The 22,730-nt window shown below is 66.9% G+C and carries 16 protein-coding genes; 8 read left to right on the top strand and 8 right to left on the bottom strand.

Features of this window, described 5'->3' with window-relative positions; translation table 11 throughout:
• Positions 1-202: 202 nt before the first annotated feature.
• The 4 genes from tatC to ACCQ10_RS19995 all read right to left on the bottom strand — a co-directional run bounded on the left by tatC (position 203) and on the right by ACCQ10_RS19995 (position 2,802).
• Complete coding sequence (gene tatC / locus ACCQ10_RS19980; protein ID WP_372361690.1) at positions 203-940, bottom strand: twin-arginine translocase subunit TatC; 738 nt, start codon at positions 938-940, stop codon at positions 203-205.
• Positions 937-1,587, bottom strand: coding sequence for a Sec-independent protein translocase protein TatB (tatB, locus tag ACCQ10_RS19985; protein ID WP_372361691.1), 651 nt, complete (start codon positions 1,585-1,587; stop codon positions 937-939). Before tatB ends, tatC begins: the two co-directional genes overlap by 4 nt.
• A gap of 15 nt (positions 1,588-1,602) precedes the next feature.
• Positions 1,603-1,830 carry a Sec-independent protein translocase subunit TatA gene (gene tatA, locus ACCQ10_RS19990; RefSeq protein WP_003484969.1) on the bottom strand — a complete coding sequence of 76 codons (228 nt, stop codon included), beginning with the start codon at positions 1,828-1,830 and terminating at the stop codon, positions 1,603-1,605.
• A gap of 72 nt (positions 1,831-1,902) precedes the next feature.
• Positions 1,903-2,802 carry a lipid-binding SYLF domain-containing protein gene (locus tag ACCQ10_RS19995; RefSeq protein WP_372361692.1) on the bottom strand — a complete coding sequence of 300 codons (900 nt, stop codon included), beginning with the start codon at positions 2,800-2,802 and terminating at the stop codon, positions 1,903-1,905.
• Positions 2,803-2,954: 152 nt separating this feature from the next.
• Here ACCQ10_RS19995 and hemH point away from each other — a divergent pair, with 152 nt between their 5' ends.
• Complete coding sequence (hemH, locus tag ACCQ10_RS20000; protein ID WP_372363179.1) at positions 2,955-3,920, top strand: ferrochelatase; 966 nt, start codon at positions 2,955-2,957, stop codon at positions 3,918-3,920.
• Positions 3,917-4,789, top strand: a complete 873-nt coding sequence (locus ACCQ10_RS20005) for an alpha/beta fold hydrolase (RefSeq protein WP_372361693.1) — start codon at positions 3,917-3,919, stop codon at positions 4,787-4,789. Before hemH ends, ACCQ10_RS20005 begins: the two co-directional genes overlap by 4 nt.
• A 431-nt stretch (positions 4,790-5,220) precedes the next feature.
• Here ACCQ10_RS20005 and ACCQ10_RS20010 read toward each other — a convergent pair whose 3' ends face one another.
• The 3 genes from ACCQ10_RS20010 to ttcA all read right to left on the bottom strand — a co-directional run bounded on the left by ACCQ10_RS20010 (position 5,221) and on the right by ttcA (position 9,273).
• Positions 5,221-6,006 (bottom strand): YgjP family zinc-dependent metalloprotease, encoded by a 786-nt coding sequence (locus ACCQ10_RS20010; RefSeq protein ID WP_166744519.1) that lies wholly within the window; start codon positions 6,004-6,006, stop codon positions 5,221-5,223.
• Positions 6,007-7,389: 1,383 nt separating this feature from the next.
• Positions 7,390-8,295, bottom strand: a complete 906-nt coding sequence (locus ACCQ10_RS20015) for a recombination-associated protein RdgC (protein ID WP_039408990.1) — start codon at positions 8,293-8,295, stop codon at positions 7,390-7,392.
• A 60-nt stretch (positions 8,296-8,355) separates the two neighbouring features.
• On the bottom strand, positions 8,356-9,273 hold the full coding sequence (gene ttcA / locus ACCQ10_RS20020; protein WP_372361694.1) for a tRNA 2-thiocytidine(32) synthetase TtcA: 918 nt from the start codon (positions 9,271-9,273) through the stop codon (positions 8,356-8,358).
• Between the two features lie 817 nt (positions 9,274-10,090).
• On the opposite strand from ttcA, the gene xylA reads away from it, so the two are divergent.
• Positions 10,091-11,428 (top strand): xylose isomerase, encoded by a 1,338-nt coding sequence (xylA, locus tag ACCQ10_RS20025; protein WP_372361695.1) that lies wholly within the window; start codon positions 10,091-10,093, stop codon positions 11,426-11,428.
• Positions 11,429-11,643: 215 nt separating this feature from the next.
• Here the strand turns inward: xylA and ACCQ10_RS20030 are convergent, their stop codons facing one another.
• Positions 11,644-12,711 carry a LacI family DNA-binding transcriptional regulator gene (locus ACCQ10_RS20030; protein WP_372361696.1) on the bottom strand — a complete coding sequence of 356 codons (1,068 nt, stop codon included), beginning with the start codon at positions 12,709-12,711 and terminating at the stop codon, positions 11,644-11,646.
• A 176-nt stretch (positions 12,712-12,887) separates the two neighbouring features.
• Here ACCQ10_RS20030 and ACCQ10_RS20035 point away from each other — a divergent pair, with 176 nt between their 5' ends.
• The 5 genes from ACCQ10_RS20035 to ACCQ10_RS20055 are packed head-to-tail and all read left to right on the top strand — an operon-like array spanning position 12,888 to position 22,693.
• Positions 12,888-15,074, top strand: a complete 2,187-nt coding sequence (locus ACCQ10_RS20035) for an alpha-glucuronidase family glycosyl hydrolase (protein ID WP_372363180.1) — start codon at positions 12,888-12,890, stop codon at positions 15,072-15,074.
• A gap of 17 nt (positions 15,075-15,091) precedes the next feature.
• Entirely contained in the window at positions 15,092-17,035 is a 1,944-nt protein-coding gene (locus tag ACCQ10_RS20040; RefSeq protein ID WP_372363181.1) for a sialate O-acetylesterase, read from the top strand.
• Positions 17,036-17,046: 11 nt separating this feature from the next.
• The gene (gene manD / locus ACCQ10_RS20045) at positions 17,047-18,306 is read left to right on the top strand and encodes a D-mannonate dehydratase ManD (protein ID WP_047694189.1); all 1,260 of its coding nucleotides are present in this window, start codon (positions 17,047-17,049) and stop codon (positions 18,304-18,306) included.
• 20 nt (positions 18,307-18,326) lie between these two features.
• The gene (locus ACCQ10_RS20050) at positions 18,327-20,015 is read left to right on the top strand and encodes a glycoside hydrolase family 43 protein (protein WP_372363182.1); all 1,689 of its coding nucleotides are present in this window, start codon (positions 18,327-18,329) and stop codon (positions 20,013-20,015) included.
• Positions 20,016-20,017: 2 nt separating this feature from the next.
• A complete protein-coding gene (locus ACCQ10_RS20055) occupies positions 20,018-22,693 on the top strand; it encodes a glycoside hydrolase family 3 protein (RefSeq protein WP_372361697.1) in 2,676 nt (891 codons plus the stop codon).
• Positions 22,694-22,730: the final 37 nt, after the last annotated feature.

The following is a 22,730-nucleotide window of genomic DNA, read 5'->3' on the forward strand; positions in this document are numbered from 1 at the left end:
ACGAAGCGTCTCCGGGGCGCCTCGCTCGCGCCAACGTGTTCGCCGCCTGACCATCCCAACCCGTAGGAGCGCCCCTGGGCGCGACGAAGCCTTCGGCGGGAGAGCCAGGTCGCGCCCGGGTGCGCTCCTACGGAGGTGATTGCGTCCGGGTGATGCCGGGTTACGCACCTGCATGTCGGCGCGCGCCTTACTGTAGAAGGCGCTAGGCGGCTTTCGGCCCAACGGCGCGCGAAGCGATGATGCCCAGCTCATACAGCAGGCACATCGGGATGGCCAGCATCAGCTGCGACACCACGTCCGGTGGGGTCAGCACGGCGGCCAGGATGAAGATGCCGACGATGGCATAGCCGCGGCCCTCGCTGAGCTGCTTGGGGCTGACCCAGCCCAGCAGCACCAGGATCACCAGCGCCACCGGCAATTCGAAACTCGCACCGAAGGCGAAGAAGATCGCCAGCACGAAGTCCAGGTACGAATTGGCGTCAGGGGTAATGGCGATCACGTCCGGCTTGAACGTGGCCAGGAAGTGGAACACCGCCGGCAACACCAGGAAATACGCGAACGCGCAGCCGACGTAGAACAGCGCCACCGCCGAGGCCAGCAGCGGAAATGCCAGCTTCTTTTCGCGCTGGTACAGCCCCGGCGCGACAAACGCCCAGGCTTGGTACAGCAGCCAGGGCACGCTGAAAAACACCGCCACGAAGAAGGTCAGCTTGAGCGGGGCGAAGAACGCGCCGGCCGGGTTCATCGCGATCATGGTCTGCCCCAGCGGCAGCTGCGAGATCAGCGGCGCGGCCAGCCAGGAATAGATCGCCCGCGAGAACGGCAACAGCACCAGCAGCACCGCACCCAGGCCGATCAGGGCACGCACCAGGCGGGCGCGTAATTCGACCAGGTGCTCGATCAGACTGCTTTCGGCCTGTGCGTCGTCGAACAGGCTCACGGGTGCTTCTCCTGAATCCTGGCCGGGTTGGCCGGGGTTGGTGCGGTGGACACGTGCAGCGTGCCCGGCTCGACAGGCGGTGCGGCGGCCAGGCCCTGCGCAGGCGCGCTGGTGAGATGCGCTGCATGCGGTGCCGGTACCACGGGGTCATGCGGCGCGGGCACGACTGCCTGGTGGGGCGCCGGCGCAATAGGCTGTGCCTGTGCAATCACCGGCGCTGCCGCCGCCGGTGCGGCGATGGCAGCACCTGAGGCAGGCCCGGCAACCGGCTCGGCATCGGCGCCGGTCGACAGATCCGCATGCGCCAGCTCCAGTGGCGTGGCCACCGGCGTTGCGCTGCTGCGGATATCGATATCGCGGCCCACGTCGTCGTGCAGTGCGCGTGCACCCTGCTCCACCTGCTGCTGCTTGTGGCGCAGCTGGTCTTCGGCTTCGCGCAGCGAGGCCTGCACGTCCTGCAGGCTGCGCTTGAGCTCCTCGGCTTCCAGCTCGCGTTCGAGTTCCTGCTTGACCGAATCCCACTGCGCGCGCGCGCGGCGCACCCACAGTCCGGCAAATCGGGCCGCCTTGGGCAGGCGCTCGGGACCGAGCACCACCAGGGCGACGATCGCAATCAGCGTCAGTTCGCCAACACCTATGTCAAACACCGACGCTGCTCCGGATCAGCGCGCGTCGCGGTCGCGTTCGGCCTGCGCCTCACGCGCCTGCTCGGCAGTGCGGGAGTCGTCACCGAGCTTGCCGGCCGGCTTGTCGTCGTCGTGCATGCCTTTCTTGAATTCCTTGACCGCGCTGCCGAGGTCCTTGGCACCGCTGGTGAGCCGCTTGGTACCGAACACCAGCAACACGATCACCAGCACGATCAGCCAGTGCCAAATGCTGAAACCGCCCATGATCTGCTCGCTTGCTGAAAAGAAGGAAGGCGCAGGATACCCCAGCGCACCGTGCAGGGGGATGACAGCGCCTCAGCGGTTGCCGTCTAGTGATTCGGTGCGGATTTCACCATCGGACACCGGCTGGAACCCCTGCTGCGGCGGCGGGGTGGTGCTGGGCTGCATCGGTACCGTGCTGGCTTCGTTGGCAGGCGGCGGCGGTGCGGATTGCGCCGCCGGGGCCGCGCCTGGCGCGCGCGGCGGCACCGGTGCGGTGTCCTGGTCGCCATCGCTGGTGCGGTTGGCGCGTGCGGTGTAGGTGACTTCCTCCAGACGGTCGCGGAAGGCGATCACGTCGGTGGACGGGCGCTCGTTGGTGCGGCCTTCGAAGATCATCCGCGGGGTCGCACCCCCGCCATAGGCGTTGAGGTCGGCGGCATCGTCGATCTGCAGCACCGCGCCATCCAGCGCCACGCCGGCAAACAGCCCGCGTGCGCGCGACCACGACCAGATCTCGGCCTTGAGCTGGCCGTCGGTGGCGGCCGCGGCGTTCCGGCCGACCGGACCTGCAGCCACGCCGGCATCCGCGCCGAGGGTGAACTTGCCGTTGACGATGTTGTCCAGGCTGCGGTCGTTGCGGAACACCAGCACCACGTCGGACGACTGCACGCCGGCCTGGAAGCCGATGCTGCCGCCGGTGAGCTTGACGAACACCGGCTGCGACCAGCTGCCGTCGGCGTTCTTCATCGACATCAGGCCGTGGCCGCGACGACCGCCGATCACCAGACCGGCCTTGAGCGTGTCGGGGATGACCACGATGGCGCGCGCCTCGTCGAGCAGTTTGTCCGGAATGGACTGCTCGGGAATCTTCATGATCTCGTTGAGCACCCGCACCGCATTACGTGCGCGCTGGTCTTCTTCCGGGCCGGCCACGGCATGGCCGGCGGCGAAGGTCAGCGACAACAACAAGGCCAGGCGCGACAAACGAGGCATGACAAGCTCCAGGGGACGATGCGTCAAAGATAGCAATGCCGCGACGTTAGTGGTGGCGCAATGAATCGGTGGTGAGCGCAACCGGCTGCAAGACGCGGCCGATCGCCGCCATTGGTGCAGTGTTCTCGGCAGTGCTGCCCGGCTCTGCCAGAATGGCCCGCATGAACACCACTCCCGATACCGCCCTGCTGGTCGTCAACCTCGGCACCCCCGAATCGCCGACCGCCCCGGCCGTGCGCCGCTACCTGGCCGAGTTCCTCAGCGACCGCCGCGTGGTCGCCATTCCGCCGCTGTTCTGGAAACCGCTGCTGTACGGGGTGATCCTGCCGATCCGCGGGCCCAAATCGGCGGAGAAATACGCCAAGGTGTGGTTACCCGATGGCTCGCCGCTGGCGGTGTATACCCGCCGCCTGGCCGATGGCCTGAAACAGGCGCTGCCCGACTGGCACGTCGAGTGGGCGATGCGCTACGGCGAGCCGGCATTGCGCAAGACGCTCGATGCCCTGCGTGCGCGCGGCATCCGGCGCATCGTGGTGTTGCCGCTGTATCCGCAGTACTCCACCACCACCACCGCCTCGATCCAGGACGTGGTGGATGCCTGGCGCCCGAGCGCGCCGGAGATCGCGGTCGAGGTGATCCAGGACTACTGCGAGGACGCCGGCTGGGTGGCGGCGATCGCCGACTCCATCCGCGCGCACTGGCAGGTCCACGGGCGCAGCGAGAAGCTGATGTTCTCCTTCCACGGCCTGCCGCAACGGGTGGCCAATGCCGGCGACCCGTACCCGCAGCAATGCGAGCGCAGTGCGCAGGCGATCGTGGCGGCGCTGGGCCTGGGCGCGGACGAATGGCAGATGGGCTACCAGTCGCGCTTCGGCGCCGAACGCTGGTTGCAGCCGTATGCCGAACCGACCTTGTGGGCATTGGCCGAGAGCGGCGTGCGCAGCTTCGATCTGGTGTGCCCGGGCTTTGCCACCGACTGCCTGGAAACGCTGGAGGAAGTGGCATTGGGCTTTGCCGAAACGCTGGCCGAACGCGGCGCCACGCTCAGCTATATCCCTTGCCTCAATGCCAGCGATGCGCACGCGCAGGCACTGGCTGCACTGGCGCGTCGCGCGTGAGGTTGGAGCCGTTTGCGTGCGAGCTGGCCATCGGTCGTATCACCGGGTTGCGCAGCACCGAGCGCGGGCCGCGCCGAGTGCTGGCCCTGCATGGCTGGCTCGATAACGCGGCCAGCTTCGTACCGCTGAGCGCGCATCTGCACGCGCAGGCGCTGGATCTGGTGGTGCTGGATCTGCCCGGCCATGGCCATAGCGCGTGGCTGCCGGTGGGCGCGGAGTACACGCTCAGCAGCGCGATCCATAACCTGTTGCAGGTGGCCGATGCGCTGGGCTGGGACCGCTTCACATTGTTGGGCCATTCGCTCGGTGGCGGCGTCGCCAGCCTGATGGCCGCTGCCGCGCCGGAGCGCATCGAGGCGCTGCTGGTCATCGAGGCGCTCGGTGCCCTGGCCGAGCCGGTGGAGAGCACGGCCGAACGACTGCGCGACTCGGTGCGTTCGACGCGCACGCTGGCGCAGCGGTCGCTGCGGGTGTTCGCCTCGATGGAGGCACCGGTGCGCGCACGCATGATGGCCAACCAGCTCACCGAACCGGCTGCACGGTTGCTGGTGGAGCGCGGCCTGCGCGTGGTGGAAGGCGGCTACAGCTGGTGCACCGACCCACGCCTGACCCTGCCCACCGCCATCCGTATGACCGAGGCGCAGATCGACGCGGTGCTGGCCTCCATCGCGTGCCCCACCCAGGCCATCTTCGCCACGCCGGCGCAGCCGTATTTTTCCGATGCGCTGCGCGATCACCGCGTGGCGATGGTGCCCGACGCGCGTCTGACGCTGTTGCCGGGCACGCACCATCTGCACATGGAAACCCCGGCACCGGTGGCGGCGGTGATCAATGGGTTTCTTGCGGATCTGCCGCAACCGCAGAGGTGATGCAGGCAGCTGCAAGGAGCGTGATGCGTCATGCGGCGCGTGGTGATTGCAATTGAGTGCTTCGACCGGTGGGATGCGCCCTGGACGTTTTGCGGTGCGGTTCGTGCCGATCCAATGCTTGGGGCGGACGATCGTGCGTTGTTCGAACAGGTCTGGTCGACAGCGTGCGACGCACGTCATTGGACAACGGCCCGCTCCTTGGGCACAGGCGTCGCCAGGCCGAACGCGCCCTGGCGCAGCAGTTTGCCTGGCTATCGCCGCTGGCCCGACGGCACCTCGCCCAGGCTGCAGCGTACGAATGGCGCTAGCGGGCTTGCCGCGCGCCAAGGCAGACCGCGCAGTGGCTTTGCATCGCTGTTGATTGGAGATAGCGCGACCGGATCAGCGCGAGCGCTGCGCACCTGGCAGACCGGCATCGCTGCGGCCTCGCATCAGGCGACCTGCAACAACCGCCGCAGCTGCGCCTTGAGCTGGCGGCCATGTTCGTGAAAGTAGCTGCGTTCGTCGCGCCAGGTGGGGAAGCGCCGTTCCACTTCGGCCCAGAAGGCCGGCGAATGATTGGCCTGCAGCAGATGGCAGAGCTCGTGCACCAGCACGTATTCGAACGCGGACGGGCGGCCGAGCACCAGTGCCAGGTCCAGTGCCATCGAGCCATCCGGAGCGAGCGAGCCCCACTGCGAGGACATCACCTTCAAACGCAACCGTGCCGGTGCGCGCGGCAGGCCGGGCAGATAGGTGGGCAACCAGCGGCCGACATCGGCGCGGGCCTGCGCTTCGTAGAATTCCTTCAGTGTGCGGCGTAGACCGGCATCGCCCAGGCGGGTGGGCACATAGAACTGCGCACCTGCATCGGTGATGTCGATGCGTGCGTAGCGGCCGTCGTGCCAGCTCAACGGCAGCAGCGCCCCGCGCAAGGGCAGCAGCCCCGGCACCCCGCGCTCCAGCGCAGGAAAGGCATCGACCTGCTGGTAGCGCGACAGCTGCGTACTCAGCCAATCCAGGTGGGCATGCAGGAAGCGCTCGCCGGACACCAGGCTTGCACGCAGCGGCAAGGTCAACCGCGCGCCGCGCTCGTCGACGCTGAGTTTGATGCGGCGCGCGCGCGGATCGCGGACGCGCAGCACGTCGATGTCGCGGCCGTCCAGTTGCACGCGCACGCAGTCGCGTTCGACAACCTGCGACGGCGGCGCAATCAGGCGGCGGACGGGTTTGAACATGGGCACAGGATAGCGCTGCGATGTGTCAGGTGGTGAGACGGCGCACGTGATGCATTCGATGTTGGCGCGACTTAGAGCGACCCACCAGACGACCATGCCCAACGACAGATGGGCGCAGCCGAACGGGGTGGATCTGCCGCCTGGCTGCATGGTCCTGCCCTCCACGCCGCAGGACATACTTTCAAGAAGAGAAAGCAGCCGAGCAACGCTCCGGTGCGGTGTCCTCGCCGATTGCGGGACCGTTGGCGGCATGGATGCCGCCATCGAGCCCCCATGGACGGGTTGACGGCGTGTCCCGCGAGTGGTGAGGGCACCGCGCACTCGACCGAGGCTGCGCGTTTGCTGCAGGGCCCTTGCCCGCCCACCATCGCGGGACACGCCGTGAATCCGTCCCTGGAGGCTAAGGTCCCGCGACGGTGAGCGCGCAAGGACCAGTCGAGTTGGTCGGTGCGCAGAGTCTTCAAAAAGCGATTAGCTAACTGGCGACGTGGTGTCTTGCTCTTCAACAAACCACCAGCCAACTGTCTGGTGCGGTGTCCTCGCCGCTTGCGGGACCGTTGGCGGCGTGGATGCGATCAACGAGCCGTCATGGACGGGTTTTACGGCGTTTCCCGTGAGCGGTAAGGAGCCGCGCCCTCGACGTCTTTGCGTTTGCTGCAAGGCCCTTGCCCGCCCACCATCGCAGGACACGCCGTGAATCCGTCCCTGGAGGCTCTGGCGCGGCATCCATGCCGCTCAAGGTCCCGCGACGGTGGGCGGGCAAGGACCAGTCGAGTTGGTCGGTGCGCAGAGTCTTCAAAAAGCGATTTGCTAACTGGCGACGCGGTGTCTTTGCTCTTCAACAAACCACTAGCCAACTGTCTGGTGCGGTGTCCTCGCCGCTTGCGGGACCGTTGGCGGCATGGATGCCGCCACCGAGCCCCCATGGACGGGTCAACGGCGTGTCCCGCGAGCGGTGAGGGCACCGCGCACTCGACCGAGGCTGCGCGTTTGCTGCAGGGCCCTTGCCCGCCCACCATCGCGGGACACGCCGTGAATCCGTCCATGGAGGTTCTGGCGCGGCATCCATGCCGCTCAAGGTCCCGCGACGGTGGGCGGGCAAGGACCATCCGAGGCGGTCGGTGCGCAAGGATCTTAATCAGCGGCCAGCAAACTGGCGACGCGGTGACCTTTGCTCTTCGACAAAACCACCAGCCAACTGTCTGGCGTGGTGTCCTCGCCGATTGCGGGACCGTTGGCGGCATGGATGTCGCCACCGAGACCCCATGGATGGGTTAACGGCATGTCCTGCGAGCGATGAGGGCACCGCGCACTCGACTCACCGCGCTTTTGACGCACGCATCGACTCGCGCCTGCCAATGCCGCCACAAGTTCGAAACCTGGTTACTCGGCCTTGCTGAGCTTCAGCGCGGTTTCCAGCAACAGGAACAGCCGGCGGATTTCGGCGCTCATCAGCGCAAAGCGTGCGTCGAGTTCGGCGCGCGCGCCGTCGTCTTCGCTGTGTTCGAGCTGATCCAGCGCGCCGTCGAGAAACTTGAGCTTGCGGATCACCAGGTCGTCGCCCAGCACGAAGGAGAGGTTGTCATCCAGCACCAGCGCCAGCTTGGTGACCTGCTTGCCAGCCTCTAGATGCTTGTCGATCTCGTCGCCGCGTAGTTCCTGGTGCTGGCACTTGACCACCGCGCCGCCTTCGATCGGGTCCTTCATTTCGCATTCTTCGCCCAGGCTCAGGCCTTCGGGCAAGGGCTCGCCGGCGATCCAGCCGGTGAGGATGGCGCGCGGGGCGACTTCGGCATTGAGCGGCAGCGCCGGGAAGCTGCCGAGCGCGCCGCGGATCTCGCTCATCACGTTCTCGCCGCTCTTGCGGCTGGAGGTGTTGACCGCGATGTAGCCATGCTGCAGATCCAGGATGGCGTCGGTGCGGGAGCTCTTGACGAAGGCACGCGGCAGCAGCTCATGGATCAGGTCGTCCTTGAGGCGTTTGCGGGCCTTGCCGCCGGGGCGACGGCCTTCCTTTTCCTCGATCTCGGCGACCTTGCGCTCGAGCAGATCGTTGACCACCGCGCCGGGCAGGATCTTGTCCTCGCCACCGACGGTGAGCCACAGGAAGTCTTCCAGGCGGTGCGAAAGCACTTCCTGCTCATCGCGGCCGAACGGCGAAATGAAACCGCGCGAGTTCATTTCCAGCGGGCCGACCGGCTTGAGCTGCACTGGCGGCAGCAGCGTTTCGATTTCGGAAAAATCCAGCGTGGTCGGGAAACGGAACAACGTGAGATTGCGAAAGAACATGCGTAAGACCGAAGAAGACAAACGTGGAGGTGGAAGACCGACGGCGACCGGGCGGGCGCGTCAGCCGCTGTTGTGTGGGGTGTCGCTGGCGGCCAGCCAATCGCCACTGGCGTCGGGCACGGCCGCAGCGGCCCCGGGCGCGCGGCCCAGGCTCAGGAAATCGAACAGGCGGCGGTCGGCCAGTTGCTCGGGGCGCACATCGCCCAGCGCGCGCGCAATCTGATCGACCCGCCCGGGTTGCTCGCGATCCCATTGCTGCAACATGCGGCCGACCTGCTGGCGCTGCAGGTTTTCCTGGCTGCCACACAGGTTGCAGGGAATGATCGGAAACTGCCGCGCCTGCGCGTAGTCGGCGATGTCGGCCTCGCGCACGTAGGCCAACGGGCGGATCACCACATGCGCGCCGTCGTCGCTGCGCAACTTGGGCGCCATCGCCGCCAGGCGTGCGTGGTGGAACAGATTCATGAAAAACGTGGCGACGATATCGTCGCGGTGATGGCCGAGCGCGATCTTGGTCACGCCATGCGCCTGCGCGTAGGCATACAGCGCGCCACGGCGCAACCGCGAGCACAGCGAACACATGGTCTTGCCGGCCGGAATCACCCGGCTGACCACCGAATAGGTGTCCTGCTCGACGATATCGAACGGCACCCCCAGCGCGCGCAGATAGGTGGGCAGCACGTGGGCGGGGAAATCCGGCTGCTTCTGGTCCAGGTTGACTGCCACCAGCGTGAACGGCACCGGCGCCTTGCGCTGCAGGTGCAACAGCATGTCCAGCAGGGTGTAGCTGTCCTTGCCGCCGGACAGGCAGACCATGACCCTGTCGCCGGCTTCGATCATGCCGAAGTCGGCAATCGCCTGGCCCACCTGGCGTTGCAGGCGTTTGCCCAGGCGCAGCTGTTCGGGCATCGGCCGCTGGCGCGGGTTGCGCGGCGCGGGGTCGGCCAGGGGTTGCGGCAGCGGCAGGACAGCGGTCATGAGCCGCCCATTGTAGCTGCCGGGGGGATGGGGATTGGGTCGTGAGGCCAGGGGTGGCTGCCCCCATCCGCCCTTCGGGCACCTTCCCCCGTAAACGGGGGAAGGGAGCAAGCCCTTGTTTGTGGCGAGCGCCTCCCACCCAGCGCTCTCCTGGCGGCTATCTCCCAGCAGCTCCCTACACCCCGGCGGCTCCCTCACCCCGGTGCCTCCCTCACCCCGGTGCCTCCCTCACCCCGGCGCCTCCCTCTCGTGGCCATTCCCTCTCGTGGCAGCTCCCTCTCCTGGCAACTCCCTCGCCCCCCGGCAGCTCCCTCTCCTGGTGATCCCCGCCCGGCGGTTCCTTCTCCTGGCGATTCCCTTTCGTGGCAGCTTCCTCTCCCCCCCAGCAGCTCCCTCGCCCGGCAGTTCCCTCTCCCGCATGCGGGAGAGGGTGCCCGAAGGGCGGGTGAGGGCCGTACGCCCCGACCAGCCCACAACCGGCCAGCACCACACCTGGCCGCCACAGCACACTGCGTATCTCGCAGCGCAGCAAGCCTTTCGGCGCCGGGCTGGGTAAAGTCGGGCAGACCGCTTCACTCGGAATCGGCATGGAATCTCCAGCTTCGCTCCATCGCGCGGCTTTTTTCGGTCGCAATTGTGGTAGCGCTAACATTTTGCGTGGTGTGGGTCGGATCTTGCGCGCGCAGTCCCCGTTGGTGCCGACCGCGCGCGCTGCTGGCGCAGCGGCAGTGCACATGGGCGACTGCCGCGCTGCGCGACTGGCCACTCGTTTGCAACACCCTTGCCTTCCCTCGCCTCCTTGCAGGAGTTCCACCCCATGAGCAACACCGTCTACATCGGCGCCAAAGAGTATTTCCCCGGCATCGGCAAGATCGGCTTCGAAGGCCGCGACTCCGACAACCCGCTCGCGTTCAAGGTCTATGACGCCAACAAGAAGATCGGCGACAAGACCATGGCCGAGCATCTGCGCTTTGCCGTGGCCTACTGGCACAGCTTCTGCGGCAACGGCGCCGATCCGTTCGGCCCGGGCACGCGTGCGTATCCCTGGGACATCGGCAACAGCGCGCTCGATCGTGCCGAAGCCAAGGCCGATGCCGCGTTCGAATTCTTCACCAAGCTCGGCGTGCCGTATTACTGCTTCCACGATGTCGACCTGTCGCCGGATGCCGACGATATCGGCGAGTACGAAAGCAACCTCAAGCACATGGTGGGCATCGCCAAGCAGCGCCAGGCCGACACCGGCATCAAGCTGCTGTGGGGCACCGCCAACCTGTTCTCGCACCCGCGCTACATGAATGGTGCATCCACCAACCCCGACTTCAACGTGGTGGCGCGTGCGGCGGTGCAGGTCAAGGCCGCGATCGATGCCACTGTTGAACTCGGCGGCGAAAACTACGTGTTCTGGGGCGGCCGCGAAGGCTATGCCTGCCTGCACAACACCCAGATGAAGCGCGAGCAGGACAACATGGCGCGCTTCCTCACCCTGGCACGCGACTACGGCCGCGCGATCGGCTTCAAAGGCAACTTCCTGATCGAGCCCAAGCCCATGGAGCCGATGAAGCACCAGTACGACTTCGACAGCGCCACGGTGATCGGCTTCCTGCGTCAGCATGGCCTGGACCAGGATTTCAAGCTCAATATCGAGGCCAACCACGCCACGCTCTCGGGCCATAGCTTCGAGCACGACCTGCAGGTGGCTTCCGATGCCGGCCTGCTCGGCAGCATCGATGCCAACCGCGGCAACCCGCAGAACGGCTGGGACACCGACCAGTTCCCGACCGACCTGTACGACACCGTCGGCGCGATGCTGGTGGTGCTGCGCCAGGGCGGGCTGGCACCGGGCGGCCTGAATTTCGATGCCAAGGTGCGCCGCGAGTCGTCCGATCCGCAGGACCTGTTCCTGGCGCATATCGGTGGCATGGACGCGTTTGCACGCGGGCTGGAAGTGGCCAATGCGCTGCTGACGTCTTCGCCGCTGGAGACCTGGCGCGCCGAGCGTTACGCCAGCTTCGACAGCGGCGCCGGTGCCGACTTTGCCAAGGGCACCAGCACGCTGGCAGATCTGGCCAAGTACGCCGCCGGTAACGAGCCCAAGCAGGTCAGCGGTCGTCAGGAAGCGTACGAGAACCTGATCAATCAGTATCTGATCCGGTGAACGTTGCCACGCGCGCGGCGTGGGACGCGGCGTGGATGGGACACCCCGCCTGCATTGCCCTAGCGGCAATGCAGGCGATGCAGCCACGCATCCAGATCGACGCCAGCGTGGCGCGTACTACGCAGGGGACATCACGCCGGCCACCGCAGGGACGCACAGGACATGCACAACCCGTCGGCGACTGCGCCCGTACTGCGGCCGCGCCGTCGCTCCTCTTACTCGGCCGGATCGCAGGGTGTCGGTGCGGCCACCGAATCCCGCTTGACCAGCAGGTGCGCGACCACATGATCGACCATCTTCGCCGTGCGCTCCTTGGCACGTATCGTCTTCAACAGGATGTCCAGCGCGGCATCGGCCATGGCGGCGATGGGTTGCTGCACGGTGGTGAGTTCGGGCCATACCGCCGTGGCGGCAGAGGTGTCGTCGAAGCCCACTACCGACAGGTCGCGCGGCACATCCAGCCCACGGCGGTGCGCGACCGAAATGGCCGCGGCTGCCATGTCGTCGTTGCTGGCGAAGATGGCACTGGGGCGGCGTTTGCGCGCCAGCAGTTTTTCGGCGGCGACCAGGCCGGATTTGTAGGTGTAGTCGCCCGGCTGCACCAGATGCCGATCCAGGCGCAAACCGGCATCGGACAACGCGGCCTGAAACCCTTCGAAGCGTCGCGTACTGGCCGACAGGTTCGGGTGCCCGGCGATATAGCCGATGCGCGTGTGCCCCTGTGCGATGAGATGCTCGGTGATCTCCTTGGCGGCGGCAAATTCGTCGATCCGCACGCAGGCCACATCGGGGCTGAAGTGATTGGAGGCGATCGCCACCACCGGCACCTTGGCGCGCACCAGCTCCAGCACCGCGGCCCTGGACTCGCACAACGGCGGCGGCAGGATCACGCCGGCCACGCCCTTGGCAAGCTTGCGTGCGGCACGGCGCTCGGCATCGGCATCCAGGTCGTCCCAGCAGTCGATCACCAGCTGGATCGAGGTCCGCGAGGCCACGCGCAACACACCCAGCAACAGCTCGCGCAAATACGCGCCGCTGGGATCGCTGTAGATCAACGCGATGCGGGTGCTCTGGGCAGCGGCCAGCGCACTGGCAGCGAGATTGGGCGTGTAACCGAGCTTGTCGACCGCGCGCATCACCCGCTCGCGGGTGGCATCGCGGACACTGCCGTTGTTGTTGACCACACGCGAGACCGTCATCGGCGACACCTTCGCCAGCGCCGCCACCTCGTCGATGGTGGTCGCGCGACTGGTGCGGCGGACCGACTTCCTGATCTTCTCCAAGCGTGGCCTCTTCAGGTGACTGCGACAGCGGGCGGATGCTCGCGTGCTGCTGCCGGTACACGCGCGGCAGCCCGACGTGGCGCGATGCAAGCCATGGTACCGGGAAGCAGACAGAGCGGCGAGATGCACCCACGTGCCTGCAGCCCGCAGGAGCGCGCCGCATGAGCGCATGCCGGATGGGCCGCACGCGCGCGAGCGGGCGTGCGCTGGCGCTGCTTTGGCTGGTACTGCTGGGTGCCGTATTGGTACCGGTCGCCCCCGTGCATGCCGAAGATGGCTACGAGTTATGGTTGCGCTACCACACCCTGGGCAATGCCGCGCAGCTGCGCCAGCACGCAAGCGCCCTGGTGGTGGCCGGTGATTCGCCTACGCTGCGGGCCGCGCGGGAAGAGCTGCAACGCGGTGTACAGGGGCTACTGGGCACCGCGCTGCCCACCACCGCGACCGTCACCGCCGATGGCAGCATCCTGCTGGGCGCCGCGACCGCCCCGCAGCTGGCGGCATTGAAGCTGAAAACCAATGGCCTGGGCCGCGAGGGCTATCTGATCCGCACGGTCAGCGTCGATGGGCGTCGCACCACGGCCATCGTGGGCGGCAGCGATGTCGGCGCGTTATATGGCGCGTTTCACTTCCTGCGCCTGCTGCAGACCGGCCAACCGCTCACTGCGCTGGATGTGCGCGAGGCGCCGCGCCTGCAGCTGCGCATGCTCAATCATTGGGACAATCTCGATGGCGTGGTGGAGCGTGGCTATGCCGGCGCCTCGTTGTGGAACTGGCAAACCTTGCCCGGCTATCTGGACCCGCGTTACACCGACTATGCGCGCGCCAATGCCTCGTTGGGTATCAATGGAACCGTGCTCAACAATGTCAACGCAAAGGCGTGGAGTCTCACGCCGCAGTACCTGGACAAGGCCGCGGCACTGGCGCAGGTGTTTCGTCCCTATGGCATTCGGGTGTTTCTCAGTGCGCGCTTCAGTGCGCCGATCGAGATCGGTGGTCTGAAAACTGCCGACCCACTGGACCCGCAAGTGCAGCGCTGGTGGCGCAACAAGGCCGACGAGATCTATGCGCGCATCCCGGATTTTGGCGGGTTTCTGGTCAAGGCCAATTCCGAAGGCCAGCCCGGCCCGCAGGATTACGGACGTAGCCATGCCGATGGCGCAAACCTGCTGGCCGACGCGCTGGCACCGCATGGCGGGGTGGTGATGTGGCGGGCCTTCGTCTATTCGCATGAGCAGCCGGACGACCGCGCCAAACAGGCGTACAGCGAATTCGTGCCGCTGGATGGCGCCTTCCGCGACAACGTGATCGTGCAGGTGAAAAACGGCGCCATCGATTTCCAGCCACGCGAGCCGTTTCACCCGTTGTTCGGTGCGATGCGCAAGACGCCATTGATGCCGGAGTTTCAGATCACCAAGGAATACCTGGGCTTTTCCACGCATCTGGCCTATCTGGGCCCGCTATTTTCCGAGACCTTGCAGGCCGACACCTATGCGCGCGGCAAGGGCTCGACCGTTGCAAAGACCGTGGATGGCAGCTTGTTCGCCGATAGCAAACGCACACGGCTGACCGGCATCGCCGGCGTGGCCAATATCGGTGCCGACCGCAACTGGAGCGGCTCGATCTTCGATCAGGCCAACTGGTACGCATACGGGCGGTTGGCGTGGGACCCGCAGCTGTCGCCGCAGGCCATTGCGCAGGAATGGGCGCGCATGACGTTTTCCAACGATCCGGCCGTGGTCGAACCGGTGGTCGGCATGATGCTGCGTTCGCGCGAGGCGGTGGTGGACTACATGACCCCGCTCGGGCTGCATCACCTGATGGGGCGCGGCCACCATTACGGCCCGGCACCGTGGGATGCCGGCAGCGAGCGTCCGGATTGGGACCCGGTGTATTACCACCGCGCCGACCGCAACGGGATTGGCTTCGATCGCAGCGCCAGCGGCAGCAATGCCGTTGCGCAATATGCGCCGCCAGTCGCACGCGTGTTCGGCGATGTGCAGCGCGTGCCCGAGGCCTTGCTGCTGTGGTTCCATCATGTGCCGTGGGATCACCGCATGGCCTCCGGCAGACCGCTGTGGGACGAGCTGGTCTGGCGTTACGACCACGGTGTGAGTGAGGTGGCTGCGATGCGCACGACCTGGCAAGGCCTCGCCGGCAAGATCGATGCGCCGCGCCACCAGCAAGTGGACGCTTTCTTGGCGATCCAGCAGCGTGAGGCGCAGTGGTGGCGCGATGCGAGCATCGCCTATTTCCAGAGTGTGTCCGGGCGCCCGCTGCCTGCCGGCGTGGCGCCGCCAGCGCACCCGTTGCCGTATTACCAGGCACTGACATTTCCGTACGCACCGGGGAATCCGAAGTGAGCGCATGTCGGCTGAACATGTTGGTCGCCGCGTTATCGGCGTTGCTGCTGCCGCAGCTGGCAAGCGCTGCAGATGCATCGCTGCTGCATCCCGTGTTCCAGGACCATGCGGTGCTGCAGCGCGATGCGCCGATCCGCGTGTGGGGCGATGCGGCGCCGGGCGCACGTGTCACCGTGCAACTGGAGGCGCAACAGGTGCAGGCACGCGCGGACCGGCAAGGGCATTGGCAGGCACGCCTGCCCGCGCATGCGGCCGGCGGCCCGTATCGCCTGACGGCCAGCACTGCCGACGGTGCGATGCAGCAGATCGATGATGTACTGATCGGCGATGTGTGGCTGTGTTCGGGGCAGTCGAACATGGAGCTGCAGGTGCACCGCACGCTGGATGCACGCAGCGAGATTGCCGACGCCGACCACCCCAGCATCCGCATGTTCAAGGTGCCCGCGCAATCCAGCCCAACCCCGCAACGCGGCTTCGGTGGCGTTGCAACGTGGCAGCGCACCACGCCGGAGACGGTGAAGGAGTTTTCTGCCGCGTGCTACTACTTCGCGCGTGAGTTGCAGAAGACCGTGGACGTGCCGATGGGCTTGATCAATGCCTCATGGGGCGGCTCGCAACTGCAGGCCTGGATCGGCGACGCGCCGCTGCGTGCGGCCGGCGACGATGGCCCTGCGCTGGACGTGCTGGCGCATTACGCAACCGACCCGGTGGCGGCCGCACCGCAATGGGCCGCCCTGTGGGAAGCCTGGTGGCATGCGCATGGCGAAGGCGAACCGTGGCAGCCGGATGCGCCCGGCGACTGGCAGGGCGCACCGCCGGCACTGGGCGCATGGGACGACTGGGGTGTGCCGCAGCTGGTCGGCTTCAACGGCATGGTGTGGTACCGCACCAGCATCGAACTGACACCGGCACAGGCCGCGCAGGACGCGACGTTGTTGCTGGGGCCGGTGGACGAACTGGACCAGACTTGGGTCAACGGGCGCGGCGTGGGCAGCAGCTACGGTGCGGACCAGCCGCGTCGCTACCCGCTGCCGCGCGGACGGCTGCATGCCGGGCGCAACAGCATCGTGCTCAATGTGCTCAACACCTATCGACGCGGCGGCTTGTTGGGCGATGCGCAATCGCGCGCACTGCAGTTTGCCGATGGCAGCACAGTGGCGCTGGACGCGCCCTGGCAATACCGCATCGTGCCGCAGGCAGTGGGCTCGCCACCGCGGGCGCCGTGGTCGTCGGCGGCCGGGCTCACCACCTTGTACAACGGCATGATCGCGCCACTGGGGCAGCTGGGCCTGCGCGGGGTGCTGTGGTACCAGGGCGAATCCAATGCCGGCGATGCGGCGCATTACCCGGCCTTGCTCAACGCATGGCAGCGCGATTGGCGACAGCGTTTCGGTGCGCAGTTGCCGCTGCTGGTGGTGCAGCTGGCCAATTACGGCACCCCGCCCACCCAACCGGCCGAAAGCGGTTGGGCGCAATTGCGCGAGGCGCAGCGGCGCTTCGTTGCCGACGATGCACACGCCGGGTTGGCAGTGGCGATCGATATCGGCGACCGCTACGACATCCATCCGGCCAACAAGCAGGAGCTGGGCCGGCGCCTGGCGCGTGCAGCGCGGCATGTGGTGTATGGCGAGGCGATTGCGCCGTCCGGCCCGGTGCCGCGCAGCCTGCAGCGCGAGCGCGACAGCGTGCGCATCCGCTTCGATGACGTGGACACCACCTTGCTGAGCTATGGCAACGACGCACCGATCGGCTTCGAGCTGTGCGGCGAGGCGTCCGGCACTTGCCGCTATGCCAGCGCCACACTGCAGGGCCACGATGTCAGCGTGCGCATCCCTTCCGGCATGAGCGCAACGCGCGTGCGCTACTGCTGGGCCGACAGCCCGGTGTGCACGCTGTACGACCGCAGCGGCCTGCCGGCCGGCCCGTTCGAACGTCCCATTACCGCCACCCCTTCCCCCTGAGCGAGATCACGATGTCACAGACTCCCGACTCCCCTGCACCGCTGCAAGGTTCTGCCCGCGACCGCGAGATCGTCGAGGCGCGCGTCATCGTCACCTGCCCGGGCCGCAATTTCGTCACCTTGAAGATCCGCACGCGCTCCGGCATCACCGGGCTGGGCGATGCCACGCTCAACGGGCGCGAATTGGCAGTGGCGGCGTACCTGCAGGAACACCTGGTGCCCAACCTGATCGGCCGCGATGCCGGGCGCATCGAGGACATCTGGCAGTTCTTCTACCGCGGTGCGTACTGGCGGCGCGGGCCTGTGACGATGAGCGCGATTGCCGCAGTCGATGTCGCGTTGTGGGACATCCTGGGCAAGATGGCCGGCATGCCGCTGTATCAACTGCTCGGCGGGCGCTCGCGCGAAGGCGCGCTGGTGTACGGCCACGCCAACGGCCGCGATATCGCCGAAACCAGCGATGAAGTGGGCCGCTTCCGCGAGATGGGCTTCATCGCCATCCGCGCGCAATGCGGCGTGCCGGGCATCAAGAAGACCTACGGTATTTCAGTCGGCGGCAAGCCCTACGAGCCGGCCGAAAGCGAACTGCCCACCGAAACCGTGTGGTCCACGCCGCGCTATCTGGGCGTGGTGCCCAAGTTGTTCGAACAATTGCGCAGCGACCACGGCGACGAGATCGAGCTGCTGCACGATGCGCACCACCGGCTCACCCCGATCGAAGCCGCGCGCCTGGGCCGCGACCTGGAGCCATACCGGTTGTTCTGGCTGGAAGACGCCACCCCGGCGGAAAACCAGCGGGCGTTCGAGATCATTCGCCAGCACACAGTGACACCGCTGGCAGTAGGCGAGGTGTTCAACTCGATCTGGGACTGCAAGCACCTGATCGAGCAGCAGCTGATCGACTACATCCGTACCACCATTGTGCATGCCGGCGGCATCACCCACGTACGCCGGCTGGCCGATTTCGCCGCGCTGCACCAGGTGCGCACCGGCTTTCACGGCGCCACCGATCTGTCGCCGGTGTGCATGGGCGCAGCGTTGCACTTCGACACCTGGGTGCCCAACTTCGGCATCCAGGAATACATGTTCCATTCCGACGAAGCCAACGCGGTGTTCCCGCATGACTATGAATTCCGCGACGGGCGCCTGCATTGCGGCGAAACTCCTGGGCATGGCGTGGACATCGATGAAGACCTGGCCGCGAAGTATCCGTACGTGCCCAAGCAGTTGCCTATCGCACGCCTGGAAGACGGCGCGATGTGGGACTGGTGATGCGCCTGCTGCCGGCAGCGCTGGCCCTGCTGATGGCCGCGCCTGCGTCTGCTGCGGTGCAGGCACCGGCAATGACAGCGGCGCCCACCGGCGTGGATGTCGCCTTCGATTGGTTCGACTACCGCGGCGACGATGCGGTGTTCGCAACTCCGCTGCCGGCCGGCCACTACCGCAACCCGATCCTGGCCGGCTTCTACCCGGACCCCAGCATCACCCGCGTGGGCGAGCGCTATTACCTGGTCAATTCCACGTTTGCGTACTTCCCGGCGATTCCGGTGTTCGAGAGCACCGATCTTGTGCACTGGACGCAGATCGGCAATGTGGTCGAGCGCCGCGAGCAACTCGATTACGACGGGCTGGGCGTGTCGCGCGGCATGTTCGCCGCCAGCATCCGCTATCACGCCGGGCGCTTTTACGTGGTGGGCACATCGGTCGATAGCGGGGGCAATTTCATCGCCAGTGCCAGCGACCCGGCGGGCCCGTGGTCGGCGCTGACCTGGCTGCCGGGTATCGACGGCATCGACCCCTCATTGTTTTTCGACACCGATGGCAGCGCCTACCTGCTCAACAATGGCCCACCGCAGGGCACGCCGTTGTACGAAGGCCATCGCGCGATCTGGATGCAGCGTTTCGACCTCGCCACCAGGCAACCGGTTGGCCCGCGCAAGGTGTTGCTCAATGGCGGCGTGGACCTGGCCAGCAAGCCGATCTGGATCGAGGGCCCGCACCTGTATCAACGCGACGGGTGGTACTACCTCTCCTGCGCCGAAGGCGGCACCGGGCCGCAGCATTCGCAGGTGGTCTTGCGTAGCCGCGACGTGTGGGGGCCGTATGCGCCCGCACCGAACAACCCCATCCTGACCCAACGCGATCTGCCGGCCGCGCGCGCGCACCCGATCAGCAATGCCGGCCACGTGGACCTGGTGGACACGCCCGATGGGCAGTGGTGGGCGGTGTTTCTCGCAAGCCGTCCGTATAGCGGCGACCGCTACAACACCGGGCGCGAAACGTTCTTGCTGCCGGTGCAGTGGCGCGATGGCTGGCCCTCCATCCTGCCGGCGGGCCAGCCGATTCCCTACATCGCCAAGGCGCCCAGCGGCGCAAGGTCGGCACGTGTCACGCAGGCGCCGTTGGCGGGCAACTTCACCTGGCATGACGGCTTCGACCACGCCACGCTGCAGCGCGAGTGGCTGAGCGTCCGCGTGCCCAAGAGCGAGGTGGCTGACCTGCGCACGCGTGCAGGCTGGCTGACGCTGCATGCCGGCACGCAGGGGCTGGACAGCGCCGGCACGCCGGCCTTCCTCGCACGCCGCCAGCAACACACGCGCTTTATGGCAAGCACGGCGCTGGATGTGCCCGCGCAGGCGGGCGTCAGTGCGGGGCTGGCCGCGTTTCAGAATTCCAATGCGTGGTATGCACTCGGCGTCCGTCGCGATGGCGATGCGCTGCAGGTGTTCCTGGACGAGCGCGATGGCGCCACCACCACCACGCTTGCACAGACCCGCATTCCGGCAACCGCACAGCTGCGCCTGCAGATCAGCGGCGATGGCGGCGCGTACAGCTTCGCCTTCGACGCCGATGGCCGCGGCTGGCAATCGCTCCGCCGCAACGACGATGCCGGCTTTCTCAGTACCGAACAGGCCGGCGGCTTCGTCGGCAGCATGATCGGGCCGTTCGCCCAATCGCACCCCGACCGCCAACAGGACTGACCATGCCCTCCTACCCGCCCGCCCGTTTCCGCTCGCTCGCACACGGCGTCCTGCTCGTACTGGCGTGCGCCGCAGGCGCTGCCCATGCAGCCACACCGCCGCCGTATCTGGACACGCAACGCAGCTTCGACGCGCGCGCCGCCGATCTGGTGGCGCGCATGACGCTGGAAGAAAAAGCCGCGCAGATGCAGAACGCTGCGCCCGCCATCCCGCGTCTGCAGGTGCCGGCCTACGATTGGTGGAACGAGGCGCTGCATGGCGTGGCGCGCGCCGGCGGTGCCACGGTGTTTCCGCAGGCGATCGGGCTGGCGGCCACCTTCGACACACCGTTGATGGCCGAGGTGGCCACGGCCATCGGCGACGAAGCGCGCGCCAAGCACCACGCGTTCCTGGCGCGCGGCGAGCACAAGCGCTATCAGGGGCTCACGTTCTGGTCGCCGAACATCAACATCTTCCGCGACCCGCGCTGGGGCCGCGGGCAGGAAACCTACGGCGAAGACCCGTTTCTCACCGCACGCATGGGCGTGACCTTCGTGCAGGGCCTGCAAGCGCAGCAGGGGTCGTACCGCAAGCTCGATGCCACCGCCAAGCACTTCGCCGTACACAGCGGCCCGGAGGCCGACCGCCATCATTTCGATGTACACCCCAGCGAGCGCGATCTCTACGAGACCTATCTGCCGGCGTTTCAGGCCTTGGTGCAGGAAGGCCACGTGGCCGCAGTGATGGGCGCCTATAACCGCGTCAACGGCGAATCGGCCTCGGCCAGCACCCGGCTGGAAGGCATCTTGCGCCGCGATTGGGGTTTCGACGGGTACATCGTCAGCGACTGCGCCGCTATCCGCGACATCTGGCAGAACCACAAGATCGTGCCCACGCCCGAAGCAGCGGCCGCACTCGGCGTCAAACACGGCACCGACCTGGATTGCGGCGACACCTACGCCGCGTTGCCTGCGGCGGTGCGTGCCGGCTTGATCGACGAGGCCCGCATCGATACCTCGCTCAAGCGCCTGATGACCGCGCGCATGCGCTTGGGCATGTTCGACCCGCCGGCCAGCGTGCCGTGGGCGCAGATTCCCGCATCGGTGAATCAATCGCCGCAGCACGATAACCTGGCGCGCCGCACCGCACGCGAATCACTGGTGTTGCTGAAAAACGACGGCGTGTTGCCGCTCAAGCCCACGCTCAAGCGCATTGCCGTGGTCGGCCCCACCGCCGACGATCCGATGTCGCTGCTGGGTAACTACTACGGCACGCCCGCCGCGCCGGCCACCATCCTGCAAGGCATCCGCGATGCCGCACCGCAAGCCGATGTGGCCTATGCGCGCGGCAGCGACCTGGTGGAAGGGCGCGAAGACCCCAACGCTGCCGCACCGATCGAATCGCGCTATTTGCGCCCGGCGGCCGGCGCCACGCAGAACGGCCTGACCGGCGACTATTTCAATGGCCGCACGCTTGCCGGCCAGCCGGTGCTGACCCGCATCGACCCGCGCATCGCCTTCCGCTGGGACCGCAACGCGCCCACCGACGATGCAGTTGGCCGTGGCGAACTGCAGCCCGACCGCGCGCTCGGCAAGGACGATTTCAGCGTGCGTTGGCATGGCCAGTTGCTGCCGCCGGTCTCGGGCACGTACGAATTGCAGATGGCCGCCGACGATGGCGTGCGCCTGTACCTGGACGATAAGTTGCTCATTGATCAATGGAGCGATGCACCGCGCATGCGTGGCGGCACTGCCAGCGTGGCGCTGGAAGGCGGCAAAGCCTACGACCTGCGTGTGGAGTATTACGAAGCCACCCGCGATGCCGGGGTGCGCCTGGCCTGGCGCATGCCCGGCGCCAAACCGCCGCTGCAGGAAGCGGTGGACGCCGCCCGCAATGCCGAAGTAGTGGTGTTTGTCGGCGGCCTCACCGGCGATGTCGAGGGCGAAGAAATGGACGTCAATTATCCCGGCTTTGCCGGTGGCGACCGCACCGACACGCGCTTGCCCAAACCGCAGCGCGAGCTGCTGCAAGCACTGCAGGCCACCGGCACGCCGGTGGTGGCGGTGCTGACCACCGGCTCGGCGCTGGCCATCGACTGGGCACAGCAACACGTGCCCGCCATCCTGCTGGCCTGGTACCCGGGCCAGCGCGGCGGCAGTGCGGTGGGCGATGTGCTGTTCGGCCAGGCCAGTCCCGGTGGCCGTCTGCCGATCACCTTCTACAAGGAAGACGAGCGCCTGCCGGCCTTCGACGACTACGCCATGCGCGGGCGCACCTATCGCTACTTCGCCGGCGCACCGCTGTACCCGTTTGGGTATGGCTTGTCGTATACGCAGTTCGCTTATTCCACCGTGCAGGTTGATCGTAAAACCGTGGCCGCCGACGGCACACTCACTGCAACGGTCACGTTGAAGAACACCGGCCAACGCGCAGGCGACGAAGTGGTGCAGCTGTATCTGCAGCCGCTGAAGCCACAACGCGAACGCGCCATCAAGGAACTACGCGGCTTCCAACGCATCACCCTGCAGCCGGGCGAACAACGCGAGGTGCGCTTCACCATCAAGGCGCAGGACGCGCTGCGCATCTATGACGACCAGCGCAAGGCGTACGCCGTAGATCCGGGCGTCTATGAGGTGCAGATCGGCGCCTCCAGCAGCGACATCCGCAGCAAGCAACGCTTCACCGTCACCGACAAGTAATCGCGCCCCCAGAAGCCGCCGAGCAAAGCCCCTCTCC

Origin of the sequence: Xanthomonas sp. NCPPB 1325, assembly GCF_041477645.2 — a bacterium.
Lineage (GTDB): Bacteria > Pseudomonadota > Gammaproteobacteria > Xanthomonadales > Xanthomonadaceae > Xanthomonas > Xanthomonas cannabis.

What these genes read in the sequence shown, in the direction of transcription:
- tatA (WP_003484969.1), bottom strand. Translation starts at nt 1,830, where the DNA reads ATGGGCGGTTTCAGCATTTGGCACTGGCTGATCGTGCTGGTGATCGTG.
- ACCQ10_RS19995 (WP_372361692.1), bottom strand. Translation starts at nt 2,802, where the DNA reads ATGCCTCGTTTGTCGCGCCTGGCCTTGTTGTTGTCGCTGACCTTCGCC.
- hemH (WP_372363179.1), top strand. Translation starts at nt 2,955, where the DNA reads ATGGCCCGCATGAACACCACTCCCGATACCGCCCTGCTGGTCGTCAAC.
- ACCQ10_RS20010 (WP_166744519.1), bottom strand. Translation starts at nt 6,006, where the DNA reads ATGTTCAAACCCGTCCGCCGCCTGATTGCGCCGCCGTCGCAGGTTGTC.
- ACCQ10_RS20015 (WP_039408990.1), bottom strand. Translation starts at nt 8,295, where the DNA reads ATGTTCTTTCGCAATCTCACGTTGTTCCGTTTCCCGACCACGCTGGAT.
- ttcA (WP_372361694.1), bottom strand. Translation starts at nt 9,273, where the DNA reads ATGACCGCTGTCCTGCCGCTGCCGCAACCCCTGGCCGACCCCGCGCCG.
- xylA (WP_372361695.1), top strand. Translation starts at nt 10,091, where the DNA reads ATGAGCAACACCGTCTACATCGGCGCCAAAGAGTATTTCCCCGGCATC.
- ACCQ10_RS20035 (WP_372363180.1), top strand. Translation starts at nt 12,888, where the DNA reads ATGGGCCGCACGCGCGCGAGCGGGCGTGCGCTGGCGCTGCTTTGGCTG.
- ACCQ10_RS20040 (WP_372363181.1), top strand. Translation starts at nt 15,092, where the DNA reads ATGTTGGTCGCCGCGTTATCGGCGTTGCTGCTGCCGCAGCTGGCAAGC.
- manD (WP_047694189.1), top strand. Translation starts at nt 17,047, where the DNA reads ATGTCACAGACTCCCGACTCCCCTGCACCGCTGCAAGGTTCTGCCCGC.
- ACCQ10_RS20055 (WP_372361697.1), top strand. Translation starts at nt 20,018, where the DNA reads ATGCCCTCCTACCCGCCCGCCCGTTTCCGCTCGCTCGCACACGGCGTC.